Origin of the sequence: Mucilaginibacter sp. (assembly GCF_039921305.1) — a bacterium.
Lineage (GTDB): Bacteria > Bacteroidota > Bacteroidia > Sphingobacteriales > Sphingobacteriaceae > Mucilaginibacter.
Genome location: NZ_JBDSCA010000055.1, coordinates 124,988 through 139,360, shown reverse-complemented (window position 1 = coordinate 139,360; position 14,373 = coordinate 124,988). Strand labels below are relative to the sequence as shown.

Below are 14,373 nucleotides of genomic sequence, written 5' to 3'. Positions count from 1 at the left end.
CAACCAAAAAACGCACTCACATATGAATAAACGCTACTCATTCCCGCGTATAATATTTTCGGTTTCATTACTCCTGCTTTTTGCTGCTGTGGCTTTATTTGCACCGGGTAGCGCTAAGGCTCAGGGTTTTGGACAAAACAAGGTTAGATATAAAAACCTGGACTTTAAGGTTTACAAAACTCCTCACTTTGAGATATACTATTATATTAAGAACGACAGCCTGATTAAGCGTTTTGCCCAAGAGAGCGAGTTGTGGTACACCCTGCATCAACAGGTATTTCGTGATACGTTTAAAAAGCCTAACCCAATCATTTTATACGCAGACCACCCTGATTTTCAGCAAACTACAGCCATTGATGGTGAAATTGGCGTAGGCACAGGTGGTGTTACCGAAGGTTTAAAAAACCGTGTTGTAATGCCTTTTATGGAAACCAACCAAACTACAAGGCACGTAATTGGCCACGAGTTGGTACACGCGTTTCAATATCATACCTTGTTAGATGGTGGTGAAGGCGACAATTTTTCGGAGATCAATAACTTACCCTTGTGGATGATAGAGGGTATGGCCGAGTATTTGTCTTTAGGTAAAAAGGATGCTTATACGGCCATGTGGATGCGTGATGCTTATCTGAATAAAGATATCCCAAGTATTAAAGACCTGACTGAAACCAATAAATATTTTCCTTACCGTTATGGCGAGGCTTTCTGGAGTTACATCGGCTCTACCTATGGTGATACTATTATAGTACCCTTCTTTAAAAATGTTGCACGTTTTGGCTTGGATTACGGTATCAGGAAGACTTTTGGTTATGATGAGCGTACATTATCGAGATTATGGAAAAGCTCCATACAATCTATGTACAAGCCTTACCTGAAAGATACTACGCAGACCCCGGTTGGTAAAAAGTTGATCGACTTTCATAACTCGGGAGAGATGAACGTTGCCCCATCGATTAGTCCGGATGGTAAGTATCTGACGTTTTTATCGGAGAAAAACCTCTTTACCATTGATCTCTACGTAGCGGATGCGCATACGGGGAAAGTACTCCGAAAGCTCACGAGCAAGATATCTAATACGCATATTGACGAATTTAACTTTATAGAATCGGCAGGTGCATGGTCGCCGGATAGCAAGCGTTTCGCGTTTAGTGTTTTTGGTGGCGGTATCAATAAGCTGATTATTGTGGATGTGGCCAGCGGCAGGGTTTTGAATGAGATAGCCATGGGCAAAGCCGAGCAGTTTAGCTATGTAACATGGTCACCAAACGGGCAGGATATCGCTTTCTCGGGCATGTCTGAAGGTGAAAGTGATCTATACATGTATAACCTGGGTACTAAAAAGCTAACTCAATTAACACATGATAAATATTCTGATTATCAACCAAGCTTTTCGCACGATGGTAAGAGCATTGTATTTGCAAGCGACAGAACCACTTATGATAAATCATTAAGTCAAACCATTACTTTCAATTTAGCTGTGATGGATATCGCTACAGGCAACATCACAGATATTAAAGTTTTTGATGGCGCTAATAACTTAAACCCGCAATTTTCGGCGAATGATAAGCAAATTTACTTCTTATCAAACCGTGATGGTTTCCGTAACTTGTACCGCTATACGTTAGATGGTGGCAAAGTTGAGCAAATGACCGACCTGTTCACCGGGATAAGCGGTATCACAGAGTATGCGCCAGCCTTGAGCATATCCAACAATGATGATATTGCTTACTCTTATTACCGGGCGCAAAAATATGCTTTGTACAATGGTAAAGCATCTGATTTTAAACCCGTAGTTGTTGACCCTGGGGCATTAAATTTTGATGCGGCCATGCTGCCCCCGCTTAAAGCTGTAGGTGTTGATTTGATCAACTCGAACCTGAACAATTACCTGGCTTATCAGAAAATCCCAACCGATTCCATCAAAACCATTAAATACCGCCCGCAATTTAAGCTGGATTATTTATCGAGCAGTGGTGTTGGGGTTGGGGTTAACACCCAATATGGCGCGGGTTTGGCAAGCGGTATACAAGGGATATTTAGCGATATATTGGGTAGAAACCAACTGTTTGTAGGTGCATCTGTAAACGGTGAGATCTATGATTTTGGTGGACAATTCGCTTATATTAACCAATCGCATCGTTGGGATTTTGGAGTCGCGATTTCACATATCCCTTACCAGTTTGGTATCGGTACCACTACCCTTGAAAAACAAAATGTAGGCGGCAAAAATCAAACTGTATTATCAAGCAATACCGATATTATCCGCAATTTTCAGGATGCTACCAATGTTTTCACATCGTACCCATTATCAAAAATTACCCGTATAGAATTTGGCGCAGGTGTATCTTATAATTATTTCAGGGTTGACCGTTATAATGATCTGTATATAATAGATTCGCTCGCTGGAAAACCATCGGGCCAATACGAATATATTGGCAGTGACAAAAAGAAAATATCGAACGCCGATGAAGAAGCTATAACCGGTTATAATTTAAGATCGTATGCTTTGTATTCGGCAAGTGTGGCATTGGTTGGCGATAACTCATTCTTTGGCATTACAGCGCCTTTGGATGGCTTCCGTTACAGATTGGGTGTTGACATGAACTTTGGTACTTATAGCTTTATTGCACCAACCATTGATCTGAGAAAATACCTGAGAGTTAGGCCTGTTACATTTGCGGCAAGGTTATATGGCTATGGCCGCTTTGCATCAAATATTGCAACCAACGGATTATACCCTATATTTTTGGGATACCCGTACCTGATTAGGGGTTATGAATCGCAAAGCTTTTATAGTAATAACAAGGTACCTACTAATAATTACACCATCGATCAGCTTTTTGGTAACCGTATTGGCGTGTTTAACTTAGAGGCCCGGCTTCCGTTTACCGGACCAGAGAAGCTTTCGGTTATCAAATCGAAAATTTTGTTTACAGATTTGAACGTGTTTTTTGATGCCGGTTTAGCCTGGAGTCCCGGTGATAAAGTTACTTTTGGTTTAGATCCAGAACCTTATAAAGGCCTTGTTACTGATCCTAATACAGGCCAGCAGGTTACAGGTACAAAATACAGCCATGTACCTGCTACAAGTGTTGGTGTATCGCTAAGGGTTAACGTATTTGGAGCGCTTATTTTAGAGCCATACCTGGCTATTCCATTCCAGCGGACGGATGTTAAATACCCTGTGTTTGGTTTGAATTTTTTACCTGGATGGTAACAGCAAAATAGTTTAAAAAAGAAAGGCCCGTTATCAGGAGATAACGGGCTTTTCTTTTTTGCCATAATTACATCTTGGTTGTGGTATCTTTCTTCACCGTATCCTTTTTCATGGTATCGGTTGTCATGGTTGATGATGAATCTTTAACCGTGGTGGTGCTGTCTGCACCATTTGCCTTTTGGGTCGAGCTGCATCCGGCAGCTATTGAACCAAGCATTGTCGCGACAAGCGCGAAACTTAAAATTTGTTTTTTCATGGCATTGTAGATTAAATGATCTGTTAAGTTAGATGTGTCAAAGCACAACACTTTTTTAATATTATTGTTTAATTTTTTATCGCTTAACGAAATTCCATAAAGCAATTAACCGAAATGCTTTTTAATAGCAGCCAATAATTCGGCAGTTATTTTACCGTTGGTGGCTACTACTTCGCGGGTGTCAAATATATCTGTACCGCCCGAAAAATTGGTTACTTCTCCCCCAGCCTGCCTAACAATAACAATGCCCGCCGCCATATCATAAGAGTTCAAATTGTATTCGTAATAAGCATCAAAACGGCCGCAGGCGGTATAAGCCAGATCAACCGCTGCCGAGCCTAAACGGCGGATGCCGTGGCAGCCACGCATTAATTCGGCAAAAAGATCAATAAAAGCCTGTTGCTTTTCAAAATCATAATAAGGGAAACCGGTAGCCAATAAAGTATCGGCAATCTTTTCGGCTTTGGTTACTCTAATTTCTTTCCCGTTAAGGTAAGCTGGTGAGCCTTTCCAGGCGTAAAAACATTCATCCTGATTGATCTCGTAAACAACACCTAAAACCAGCTCGTCATACTCCTGCAAAGCGATACTAACCGAGAATACAGGTAAGCCATGGATAAAGTTGGTGGTGCCATCTAATGGATCAATGATCCAGGTATAGCGCTCTCCTATCTGGTTCTTTGTTTTTTCTTCGGTAATGAAACCGGCTTCGGGTAAGATCTTTTCGAGAGCGGCTACTATTTGTACTTCGGCGGCTTTATCAACGTAGGATACCAGATCGTTGAGACCTTTGTACTCAACGCTATCCTGATTGAATTTTTTACGTTCCTGACGGATAAAATCGCCTACTTGTTTTGATAAGGCAATAACTTCATTTGCTATGGTTTCGAGTTGCATGATTTCTTAAAGATAGATTGAACGAGAAAAGTTTATGTACAAAAAAGCTGGCGAAGAATAAGCTTAACGCCGCTGTTGGCCGGGCTATTGGCGGGTCCATATTGAAATGTTTTACCAATACAGCCAATATACCCAGGTTGGCAAAAAAACCCAGTATAGCTACGCTGATAAAGCGAAAGAATTGTTTTTTTGGCGATAAGGTTGATTCGGAAAATACTAAAAAACGGGTGATCAAAAAATTAACCAATACACCTAAAAAGAAGGATATAGCTAAAGATAGAACATAGCGCGACATGTATAACCCTAATACGGTATAACCTTTGCCATCGAATAAATGATCGTAAAGGATATAATATGCTGCAACATCAACCGCGAACCCTACACCTGCGGAAAGTACAAACCGGATAACCTGATTTTTGATCAATGCTTTCCAGAAAGATGGTTGTTTATCCGTCATGCTTTGCTGGGTTCGGCTTTCTTATTTTTTAAGGCATTTACAATAAAAGCAATACCTGTGAAGAATAGAACCAATGCTATTAATTCGGCTTGAGTGAATGGGATACCGGCGACCACATATTTTGTATTTACACGGATCAACTCAATGCAAAAACGCTCAATACCGTTCATTACCAAATAAACGCCCCACATTAAACCAGGTTGCTTCAATTTATCGCGCAAGCTCCATAAAACGAAGAATAGCAGGATACAAACCACACACTCGTAAAAGGGAGTTGGATAAACGGGTACGCGTAACTCGTGGCAATATTTGCCTACACAATCGGCAAGGGGGATATCTTTAAGCCTGTCAAAGCCATCAACATGGTGGGGGTATTTGAAGGCCCACATCCAATCGGGAGCCCAGCTTAACCAGCCTGGTTTTGGTGCAGGGTTATTGATACCCCAATCTCCATCGCCACTCATTTGGCAACCTATACGGCCTAAACCGTAAGCCAGCATCATACCGGGAGCGCCAATATCCAGCATATCGATCCATCTAACACCGTTTTTACCTGCCACATATAATACAGCTGCGCCGCCACATATTAAGCCGCCATAAAAGGTTAAACCGCTAAAGCCGATCAACATACCAACCGGGTCGGCCATAAACTGATCCCAGTTTTCTAAGGCATTGAATAACTTTGCACCTGCAAAGCCCCAAACAGCGGCCCATAATAGTATGCTGCCCATCATTTCGTAAGGATGAACGGTTACTTCTACCTGTTTAGGTTGTGGTAATTGCGTTTTTTTCTTTTCCGCGTACGACCAATAACCTAATACACCGGCCATAATGATACCACCGGCCCAGTTACCACGCAGCGAGAGTAGAAAATCTTGCGGATCATCTACCAGAGCGTGATAATTTAAAACGGCATCTAATAATTTAAACCCGATAACAAAACCGAAGAAGGCATTTAAAGCTAACTCGCTAACCGAAGCAGGCTCGCCTACGGTGATCATTTTTTTGAAGGAATGTACACGGCCCAAAACTTCTTTACGTTTAAATTCCTGCTCAAAGGCCCAAAAACCACCCATAAAGGCTATGGCTACAAAAAAACCAAAGGTTTGAACAGGGAGAGGAAAATTGAACCCAAAAAGATATTTTAGAAGATCGGTTATGGTTGGAAACATCAGGTAATAATTTGATGGCTAATATAAAGATTAATGAACCAATGTTTCTTCGGCTTCGGTTATTTCAACGTCACCATCTGGTGAAATTGCTGTTAACGTTACGGCTTTCAGTTCGTTCACCAATATAGGGTCGTATTTGGTTTTTACTTTAACGTAATTACGGCTAAAACCGTGCATATAGCCATCGGTTATATCGCGTTCAAAAAGCACATCGGCAGTTTTACCTAATTGGCTCTCGTAAAATGAACGCCGTTTTTTATCGGATAAGATATGCAGCATTTTGCTCCGCTCGGCACGTGTTGAACCGGGAACAGTGCCCGTCATTTCCGCGGCAAGCGTATTTTCTCGCTCCGAATAGGTGAATACATGCAAATATGATATGTTTAACTCGTTCAAAAAGTTATAGGTATCAATAAAATCTTCACGGGTTTCGCCGGGGAAACCTACTATTACATCAACACCAATGCAGCAATCGGGCATTAGCCTTTTGATCTGTGTTACCCTATCTACGTATAACTCGCGTTTATAGCGGCGACGCATGAGCGATAATATTTTATTTGAACCCGATTGTAACGGAATATGAAAATGCGGCACAAAGCGTTTGGATTGCGCCACAAAAGCGATGATCTCGTCGGTTAATAAATTAGGCTCGATGGATGAAATGCGGATACGATCGATACCTTCAACTTCGTCTAAGGCTTTAACCAGATCAATAAACTTATCCTGCCGCTCTCCATCGCGGATACCGTAATCGCCAATATTTACACCTGTTAATACAATTTCTTTAACGCCTGATTGCGCTATTTCATTCGCTTGCGCGATCACACTTTCAATGGTATCGCTGCGGCTTGAACCACGGGCCAGAGGAATAGTGCAGAAGGTACATGAGTAATCACAACCATCCTGAACTTTCAAAAAGGTACGGGTGCGATTATCGCCAAAAGAATAGGAAGCTACAAATTCGTTAGCTTCGGATACGGGTTGGTTATATACTAATGCTTTGGGCTTTTTGGTCAAATCGCTGATGTGCTCAACAATGTTGAACTTTTCGGCGGCGCCTAAAACCATATCAACTCCAGGGATATCAGCGATCTCTTGTGGTTTAAGTTGAGCGTAGCAACCTACTATGGTCACGTAAGCGTTGGGCGATATTTTAAGCGCTTCTTTTACAATCTTTTTACATTTCTTATCGGCATTATCAGTTACTGAGCAGGTGTTGATCACAAATACATCGGGTGTATCGGTAAAATTAACCGTATCAAAACCGGCCTTATTGAAAAGACGACCGATGGTTGATGTTTCCGAATAATTGAGCTTGCAGCCCAGTGTGTAAAAAGCGACTTTTTTATTCATTTTGAAGGTGCAAAGATAAGAAATGGAAACTAATGTTTAAACTGTATGGTAATGAACCCTGCTGCTTATAAACATTTTGCCTACTTACCAACAATGATGGTTTGTTTTATAACTAGGCACACTAATTGCATTTATCCATTATATAGGCATAAGCCTGAGTTAGATAAAGATAAGTTGCCATGAGAAATATTACTTTTATATTAGCCCTTTTACTAAGTACTACATTTGCAGGTGTACAAGCCAAAAGCATCGATTCCTTACAAAAACAGCTTGATACTGCAACAACCAACCATGTAAAAGCTCAATTATATACTGATATTGCTGATGAGTTGATCCAATTCAATGGGCAGAAAACACGCGAGATCACTTATGCACAAGCTGGCAAAGCTGTTGAATATGTATTAAAAGCAATACACTTTAACTCGAAGTTAGATGACACTTTAGCTATACGGAATAATTTCAACTGCTTATCGTCGGCTTATTTTATTCAACACCAATATACTCAGGCTAAATGGTTTGCTTTACAATCGTTATACATATCACGCAACCGTAAGGATGTTGCTGCCATGATCAATTCGTTAATGCAACTGGCATCTATTAAGGTAGCTATTAAGGATTACAAAATGGCCGAAAAGGATTTTAACGAAGCCATTGTATTATCTAAATATAAAAATGATGTACAACGCCAGATAGATATTGAAAAATGTTTAGCTACTTTATATGATAATACAGATCGTTCAAAATTGGCTTTAGCTACAGAAAAACATTGCGACTTTTTAGCCGCTAATATTGAAAAGATAACTTTACAACAGGCTGAAGTAAATAAGGTGAGAATGATAGCGCAAGCTAAAATAGATGCCGAACAAGCTAAAATTAAGGCAGCTAAAATAGCTTTATGGGTTAAAGCGAATAAAGAAGTTCAGGCTAAATTAGCTGTAGAGCAAGCTAAAACACGCAAAGCCGATCGTAAAAAATATTTAGCTGCTTTGAAAGCCGAATACAAATGGCCTTTAGCTTTAAACCAACCTAAAGCTGAGCAGGTTGCTAAAAACGAAGAAGCTAAAACAGAAAGCATAATAGCGTCTAACTAATTACTCGCTCTCGTTCCAGCGGTAGCTTTTGCTATCTAATCCCATTAAATCAATAACACGATCTACAACGGTTGAAGCCACTTCTTCAACCGTTTTTGGTTTGCTGTAGTATGATGGAACGGCGGGGCAAATGATGCCGCCAGCTTCGGTAACGGTTTGCATATTGCGGATGTGGATGAGATTAAGGGGCATATCGCGGGCCACCAAAATGAGTTTACGGCGCTCTTTCAAAATCACATCGGCAGCGCGTGTTGTTAAATCGTTCGAGATACCTCCGGCTATGCGGCCAAGCGTCCCCATCGAACATGGGATGATCACCATGGTATCATACCGGGCAGAACCGGACGCGAATGGGGCGTTAAAATCTGTTTTATCGTAAAAGTGGAAAGGGTAATTTTTGTAATCATCGTTATCCAACTCAAATTGCCATACCTGGCGGGCGTTGTCAGACATAACAATACCCACTTCGGCTACCTGCTCGTTCAGTTGTTGCAGCTTATCCAATAACAATTTGGAGTAGATGGCCCCGCTGGCCCCGGTGATGGCGATAACAATTTTCTTTTTACTCATCACTGCAAAGCTATGCTAAAATGAGGGCATAAAAAAAGGGTCGAATATAAATATCCGACCCTACATCTACCTATGAAAAACATGTCCGGTTAAGGACATAACAAATATAGGTACAGATTTGTTAATTGTAAAATTATTGTTAAGTTATTTTTTATCCAGCAGGCTTTAAATCAATAGTATAGAAAAAAACGTTTATTTAACGCCTAAATTTTTATCCATAAGCATTTGGATGATGCCATCAACCATACCAACCTTGGGTACATATATATCTTTTATAGAAGCCCACTTCATTAAAGTGATATAAATTTCGCATGCCGGAATGATCACATCTGCCCTATCGTTGTTTAAACCGAGTACGTTTATCCTGTCTTTTAACGAGAAGGAGTTGAGGTAATCATACAGGTTTTTAAGCTTGTGGAAGCTGAGGGGTACATTATCCTTTTCTTCGGACATTTTGAAGAGTTTATTGATGTTGCCTCCTGTGCCTATGCCAATAATAGATTTGTAGTTTTTGGTATGTTTCTTTACAAAATCGTGCATTTCGGTCCAGGTTTCGTCTTTATCCTGATTATCGAGGATGCGGATGGTACCGATGTTGAATGAATGCGAGGCTACGATCTTATTCTCCGAAAAAATTGACAATTCGGTACTGCCGCCGCCTACATCAATATATAGGTAATTTTTATTTTTATCGAGCGATTGCTCGATATGGTTGTTATAAATGATATTGGCTTCCTTTTCGCCGTGAACTATTTCAATTTCGAGTCCTATTTCTTCTTTAATGCGGGCGACAATTTCGGGGCCATTTCTGGCTTCGCGCATGGCCGATGTGGCGTAAGCCAAATAATCATTCACTTTGTATACATCCATCAGGTTTTTGAAGGCCTGCATGGTTTTGAGCATTTCGCTAATTTTTTTATCGGATATAAAGCCATCTAAAAAGGCATTATCGCCTAAGCGTAAGGGCACACGGATAAGGGTATCTTTTTTAGACGAAAAAGAACCTCCGTTATCAACAACGTTAGCGATGAGCAGGCGAACTGCATTTGAACCTATATCTATGGCGGCGTATTTCAATGTGATTAGTTTTTATATTTTAGATAGTTGTAGATATCGATCTGAGCACGGTAGGGTATTTTTTCGTTCGATTTAACGTACTTGTTATTGTTGAGGCCGGTAATTTCGCGGGCTTTGGTATTATCTTGTAATTGGATATCGATTATTTCCCTGATCTCTTTTTTCAACACTTCATCATATATCGGGAAACCAACTTCAACACGGCTATCCAGATTACGGCTTAAAAAATCGGCGGATGTTAGGTAAATGAGTTCTTTGCCGCCATTGCAGAAGATGTGTACACGGGCATGTTCCAGGTATTTATCTACAATGCTTATCACCTGTATATTTTCACTGTAACCTTTCACCCCCCCTACCAAACAACACATACCACGCACAATGAGCTTTATTTTAACACCTGCATTACTGGCGGTATATAATTTAGCTATCATTTGCTCATCGGCCAGACTATTCATTTTGAGGATGATATAGGCCGGTTTGCCTGCTTTGGCATTTTTTATCTCGGTATCAATCATCCGGTAATAGGTTGGCCGCGCATCAACCGGAGAAACGATGAGGTTTTTTAAGCCGCTTGGTACCGTGTTTTTGGTGAGCGCTTTAAATACCTGCACCATATCGTCGGTGATCTTTTTATTCATGGTAAGCAGGCTGTGATCGGCGTAAAGCCCGGCGGTTTTTTCGTTAAAGTTACCGGTAGACAGGCAGGCGTAGTTTACTGTTTTACCTTTTTCTATCCGGGAAACGAGGATGATTTTGGAGTGAACTTTATAACCGGAGATACCGTAAATTACGTTTACGCCCTCATCGGCCAAACGGCGGGCCCAGGTAATATTGGCTTGCTCATCAAAACGTGCCTTCAGCTCAACTAAGCAGTTTACTTTTTTACCATTTTTGGCGGCATTGATAAGCGCATGTACTACACGCGAATTTTTAGCCAGACGGTAAAGCGTAACACTGATCTCTTTTACTTTAGGATCAATAGCGGCCTCACGCAAGAAGTGGATAATATAATCGAAAGATTGGTATGGCGTGCTTACCAGATAATCCTTCTTAGCTATCATACCCATTAAGCTTTTGCCGAACGAAAGCTCGTGAACGGGTAAAGTATCATAACGCGGATACTCCAGTTCGGGACGGCCCACGTTGGGGAACACGATAAAATCTTTAAAGTTATGGTAGCGGTTTCCCGGGATCAGGCTTTCGGCATTCACGCCCATTTTTGCTACCAAAAAGGCCAGCATATCCATTGGCATTTCGGTATCGTATAGTAAACGCATGGGTTTACCCTTTTTGCGCTTCAATAGGCTTCGCGAAAGCATATCGACAAACTTATCGCTTACTTCTTTATCCAGATCCAGTTCCGCATCGCGGGTAAGCTGGATGGAATAGGCTTCGATGTTATCATGATCGAAAATAAAAAAGATATCTTCAAGATTGTAGCGAATGATATCGTCAACAAGGATAATAAATTTCAGATCATTAGTCTGCGGCAGAACCACGAATCGTGGTAGGCTTTCTGGTATTTCTATCAGCGCAAGCTTGGTTTTTTTATTTTTTGTTAAACGGACAAAGAAATAAATACCCCTATCACGAAGCTCGGGCAATGGTTCGCCGGGGTTGAGCATAATGGGTACCAGGGTAGCCAGCATGTTTTCGCGAAAGTAACTTTTAACGAAGGCCCCACGGGTTACATTCAGCTGTGTATCGTTCAGGATGAAGATCTTTTCTTCGGCAAGTTGCTTTACAATAATGTTCTCGTACAGGTTATTGAACTTCTTCTCTTGCTTTACAACCAGGTTTTTTATCTGGTTTAACAGCTTTTTAGGATTATAGCCTAATACTTCTTTAGCCTTTTCGTTTAATGTGGTTAACCGGGTTAGCGTGGCTACGCGTACGCGGTAAAACTCATCCAGGTTTGATGAAAATATTGCCAGGAACTTTATCCGGTCAATTAACGGAACGGTTGGGTCGGCGGCTTCCTGCAATACCCTATCGTTAAAATAAAGCCAGCTTATTTCCCTGTTAATTAGCGGTATACGTTTAATATCCATATAAAATAAAAAGTTCCCGGCCCATCAAGACCCGGAACTACAATTATGCTTATTTATTTGTTAAGTTAATATTAATACTTAACCAATTTATTTACACTAATTAAACCTTTTTGGCTACGGGCTTGGTAGCAGGTTTTGCTTTAGCTACAGTTGTACCAACTGATTTTGTTTTGCTTACAGCCGGTTTAGCAGCAGATTTGGCTGTGACAAGAGCTGGTTTAGTTACTTTTGTTACGGCTGAAACTGCTTTCTTTTCTACGGCTTTAGCGGCAGGTACGGCAGCTTTTACGGTTTGAGCTACTGCTGATTTAACTGCCTCTACCTTTGGAGCCGCTGTTTTTTTCACTTTGGCTTCGGCGGTTTTGGCTACTTTGGCTATCACCTTTTCAACCTTAACTACTTTTTTATTAAGGTCTTTTTTTGCTGTGGTTGCTGTTTTGGTGGCTTGTTTAACGGCTGCTTTAACAGGTTGCGAGTTTAATTTAGCCGATACAACTTCTTTAACATGATCAAACTCCTTACCCAATTTTTTGGATACCGATTTACTTAGCTTTTTAATTTCCTTTTTCCACTTGGCGGCATCATGACCGAGTTCGGTCAGGGCGTGCATAAATTTTTCGGTAATGGTGGTTTCTATTTGTTTTTTGGCTGCTTTTTTTGTGTTTGGTTTCATAGGTCAGATCGAATTTATTGAATACTATCTAAAGATAAGGAATAGAATTATAAAGTAATTGTTTTTAAATAGTTAAAATAAAACTACAGCTTGTGTAAATGTGTTTATTTAAGATAAATTTGCACGCAACAATAAACCAACCCATTATGCCATCATTTGATATTGTGAGCAAAATTGATGCTCAAACGCTGGATAACGCTATTAATAATGCCAAAAAAGAGATATTGAACCGCTATGATTTTAACGGATCGAAAAGCACTTTTGATCTGGATAAAAAAACTAACGAAATAACCATACTTACCGAAGATGATATGCGCCTGGATGCTATTGAGGGATCGATAAGGAGCCGCATGGCGAAACAAAACCTTGACCCTAAAGCGCTCGATTTTGGCGATCAGCAGCAGGCATCAGGTAATATGATACGTAAGGTGATCAAAATAAAAGAAGGTTTAGATAAGGAAACTTCTAAAAAAGTGGTTAAAGCGATTAAAGATAGTGGCTTGAAAGTACAGGCATCTATTATGGATGACCAGGTGCGGGTTACTGCTAAAAGTATTGATGATTTGCAAAAAGTGATCAGCCTGTGCCGCGGTGAAGATTTTGGGCAGCCTTTGCAGTATATTAATATGCGGAATTGATTGATGTGAGGATGAGAAAGGTGACTCTGTGAGTAATCACAGTTAAGTATAACCGCCTTCTGGACATCATTTGCTATTGTAGTAACTAAACACTTTATAGATGCAGTAAGTTAAGTTTTTAGCATACGTGCTACATAACGGCCAGGGTGGCGTTGCAGATATAGCTAAGAACAACTCGGGTTCAACAATAAAAACAGTGTTTCTGCTATAAATATTGGCGTAAATTTTAAATAAACGACGAATTTATCTAAAGAAAAAGGGAAGGTGTTTTTATGATACCTTCCCTTTTTCTTTTTACGATGCTTTCCGCTTATTCAACTCATCCCTGATCTTAGCCGCCTTTTCATAAGCCTCGTCAGATAACGCTTCTTGTAGTTTTGTCTTTAACTCATCGGTACTTAAAGCGGCAAAGCTACCCGCGCCCGAAACCGGCACAGTGCTTTCTTCGTTATTCGAGTCGTTAATGTTTTCCAGGTAAACAAAATCGTTACCTTCAATCACAATACCCGCGGTTGATAAAATGAACTCGTAAGTATGAATAGGGCACTCAAACCTCACCGCCATAGCAATAGCATCGGATGTGCGGGCATCTATCTCCACTTCTTTTTTACCATCGCTGCAAATTAGCTTAGCATAAAAAATGCCATCTACAAGGTTGTAGATAATGATTTCTTTAATGTCGATCTGGTAGGCTTGCGCGAAACTCTTAAATAAATCATGCGTAAGCGGACGGCTTGGCGTCATTTTCTCTATCTCGATGGCAATGGCCTGGGCCTCAAAGCTGCCTATAATAATAGGTAACCTGCGGCGGCCGTTAACCTCGCCCAAAACCAACGCGTACGCGCCCGATTGAGTTTGACTATATGATAGCCCTACAATATCGAGCTTGATTTTTTTCATGCTATTACCCATCACATCAAC

At 40.7% G+C, this 14,373-nt stretch carries 13 protein-coding genes; 3 read left to right on the top strand and 10 right to left on the bottom strand.

The features are described 5' to 3' along the window. Positions 1–22 precede the first annotated feature (22 nt). Positions 23–3,217 (top strand): tolB protein precursor, encoded by a 3,195-nt coding sequence (locus ABIN91_RS17265; protein WP_348052574.1) that lies wholly within the window; start codon positions 23–25, stop codon positions 3,215–3,217. A gap of 67 nt (positions 3,218–3,284) precedes the next feature. Here ABIN91_RS17265 and ABIN91_RS17260 read toward each other — a convergent pair whose 3' ends face one another. From ABIN91_RS17260 to mtaB, 5 genes are all read right to left on the bottom strand, one after another. Continuing rightward, positions 3,285–3,473, bottom strand: a complete 189-nt coding sequence (locus ABIN91_RS17260) for a hypothetical protein (protein WP_348052572.1) — start codon at positions 3,471–3,473, stop codon at positions 3,285–3,287. A 105-nt stretch (positions 3,474–3,578) separates the two neighbouring features. Next, positions 3,579–4,370 (bottom strand): inositol monophosphatase family protein, encoded by a 792-nt coding sequence (locus ABIN91_RS17255; RefSeq protein ID WP_348052570.1) that lies wholly within the window; start codon positions 4,368–4,370, stop codon positions 3,579–3,581. Then, positions 4,345–4,827, bottom strand: a complete 483-nt coding sequence (locus tag ABIN91_RS17250) for a GtrA family protein (RefSeq protein ID WP_348052568.1) — start codon at positions 4,825–4,827, stop codon at positions 4,345–4,347. Before ABIN91_RS17250 ends, ABIN91_RS17255 begins: the two co-directional genes overlap by 26 nt. Continuing rightward, positions 4,824–5,999 carry a prolipoprotein diacylglyceryl transferase family protein gene (locus ABIN91_RS17245; RefSeq protein ID WP_348052566.1) on the bottom strand — a complete coding sequence of 392 codons (1,176 nt, stop codon included), beginning with the start codon at positions 5,997–5,999 and terminating at the stop codon, positions 4,824–4,826. Before ABIN91_RS17245 ends, ABIN91_RS17250 begins: the two co-directional genes overlap by 4 nt. 30 nt (positions 6,000–6,029) lie before the next feature. Further along, positions 6,030–7,352 (bottom strand): tRNA (N(6)-L-threonylcarbamoyladenosine(37)-C(2))-methylthiotransferase MtaB, encoded by a 1,323-nt coding sequence (gene mtaB / locus ABIN91_RS17240; RefSeq protein WP_348052564.1) that lies wholly within the window; start codon positions 7,350–7,352, stop codon positions 6,030–6,032. A gap of 179 nt (positions 7,353–7,531) precedes the next feature. Between mtaB and ABIN91_RS17235 the strand changes: the two genes are divergently transcribed. After that, positions 7,532–8,443, top strand: a complete 912-nt coding sequence (locus ABIN91_RS17235; RefSeq protein ID WP_348052562.1) for a hypothetical protein — start codon at positions 7,532–7,534, stop codon at positions 8,441–8,443. Here the strand turns inward: ABIN91_RS17235 and ABIN91_RS17230 are convergent, their stop codons facing one another. The 4 genes from ABIN91_RS17230 to ABIN91_RS17215 form a co-directional block, all read right to left on the bottom strand. After that, positions 8,444–9,013, bottom strand: a complete 570-nt coding sequence (locus ABIN91_RS17230; RefSeq protein ID WP_348052560.1) for a UbiX family flavin prenyltransferase — start codon at positions 9,011–9,013, stop codon at positions 8,444–8,446. It abuts the gene before it with no gap. 192 nt (positions 9,014–9,205) lie between these two features. Further along, complete coding sequence (locus ABIN91_RS17225) at positions 9,206–10,090, bottom strand: exopolyphosphatase (RefSeq protein ID WP_348052558.1); 885 nt, start codon at positions 10,088–10,090, stop codon at positions 9,206–9,208. A 5-nt stretch (positions 10,091–10,095) separates the two neighbouring features. Then, positions 10,096–12,141: a polyphosphate kinase 1 gene (gene ppk1 / locus ABIN91_RS17220; protein ID WP_348052557.1), complete on the bottom strand. Its 2,046-nt coding sequence runs from the start codon at positions 12,139–12,141 to the stop codon at positions 10,096–10,098. A 100-nt stretch (positions 12,142–12,241) separates the two neighbouring features. Further along, positions 12,242–12,814: a hypothetical protein gene (locus ABIN91_RS17215; protein ID WP_348052555.1), complete on the bottom strand. Its 573-nt coding sequence runs from the start codon at positions 12,812–12,814 to the stop codon at positions 12,242–12,244. Between the two features lie 146 nt (positions 12,815–12,960). Here ABIN91_RS17215 and ABIN91_RS17210 point away from each other — a divergent pair, with 146 nt between their 5' ends. After that, positions 12,961–13,452, top strand: a complete 492-nt coding sequence (locus ABIN91_RS17210; protein ID WP_348052553.1) for a YajQ family cyclic di-GMP-binding protein — start codon at positions 12,961–12,963, stop codon at positions 13,450–13,452. A gap of 294 nt (positions 13,453–13,746) precedes the next feature. On the opposite strand, the gene ABIN91_RS17205 is transcribed toward ABIN91_RS17210, so the two are convergent. Beyond that, a complete protein-coding gene (locus tag ABIN91_RS17205) occupies positions 13,747–14,352 on the bottom strand; it encodes a bifunctional nuclease family protein (RefSeq protein WP_348052549.1) in 606 nt (201 codons plus the stop codon). Positions 14,353–14,373 lie beyond the last annotated feature (21 nt).

Coding starts and splice junctions, on each gene's coding strand:
- ABIN91_RS17260 (WP_348052572.1), bottom strand. CDS start 3,473: ATGAAAAAACAAATTTTAAGTTTCGCGCTTGTCGCGACAATGCTTGGT.
- ABIN91_RS17265 (WP_348052574.1), top strand. CDS start 23: ATGAATAAACGCTACTCATTCCCGCGTATAATATTTTCGGTTTCATTA.
- ABIN91_RS17250 (WP_348052568.1), bottom strand. CDS start 4,827: ATGACGGATAAACAACCATCTTTCTGGAAAGCATTGATCAAAAATCAG.
- ABIN91_RS17215 (WP_348052555.1), bottom strand. CDS start 12,814: ATGAAACCAAACACAAAAAAAGCAGCCAAAAAACAAATAGAAACCACC.
- ABIN91_RS17205 (WP_348052549.1), bottom strand. CDS start 14,352: ATGAAAAAAATCAAGCTCGATATTGTAGGGCTATCATATAGTCAAACT.
- ABIN91_RS17245 (WP_348052566.1), bottom strand. CDS start 5,999: ATGTTTCCAACCATAACCGATCTTCTAAAATATCTTTTTGGGTTCAAT.
- ABIN91_RS17230 (WP_348052560.1), bottom strand. CDS start 9,013: ATGAGTAAAAAGAAAATTGTTATCGCCATCACCGGGGCCAGCGGGGCC.
- ABIN91_RS17210 (WP_348052553.1), top strand. CDS start 12,961: ATGCCATCATTTGATATTGTGAGCAAAATTGATGCTCAAACGCTGGAT.
- ppk1 (WP_348052557.1), bottom strand. CDS start 12,141: ATGGATATTAAACGTATACCGCTAATTAACAGGGAAATAAGCTGGCTT.
- ABIN91_RS17255 (WP_348052570.1), bottom strand. CDS start 4,370: ATGCAACTCGAAACCATAGCAAATGAAGTTATTGCCTTATCAAAACAA.
- ABIN91_RS17235 (WP_348052562.1), top strand. CDS start 7,532: ATGAGAAATATTACTTTTATATTAGCCCTTTTACTAAGTACTACATTT.
- mtaB (WP_348052564.1), bottom strand. CDS start 7,352: ATGAATAAAAAAGTCGCTTTTTACACACTGGGCTGCAAGCTCAATTAT.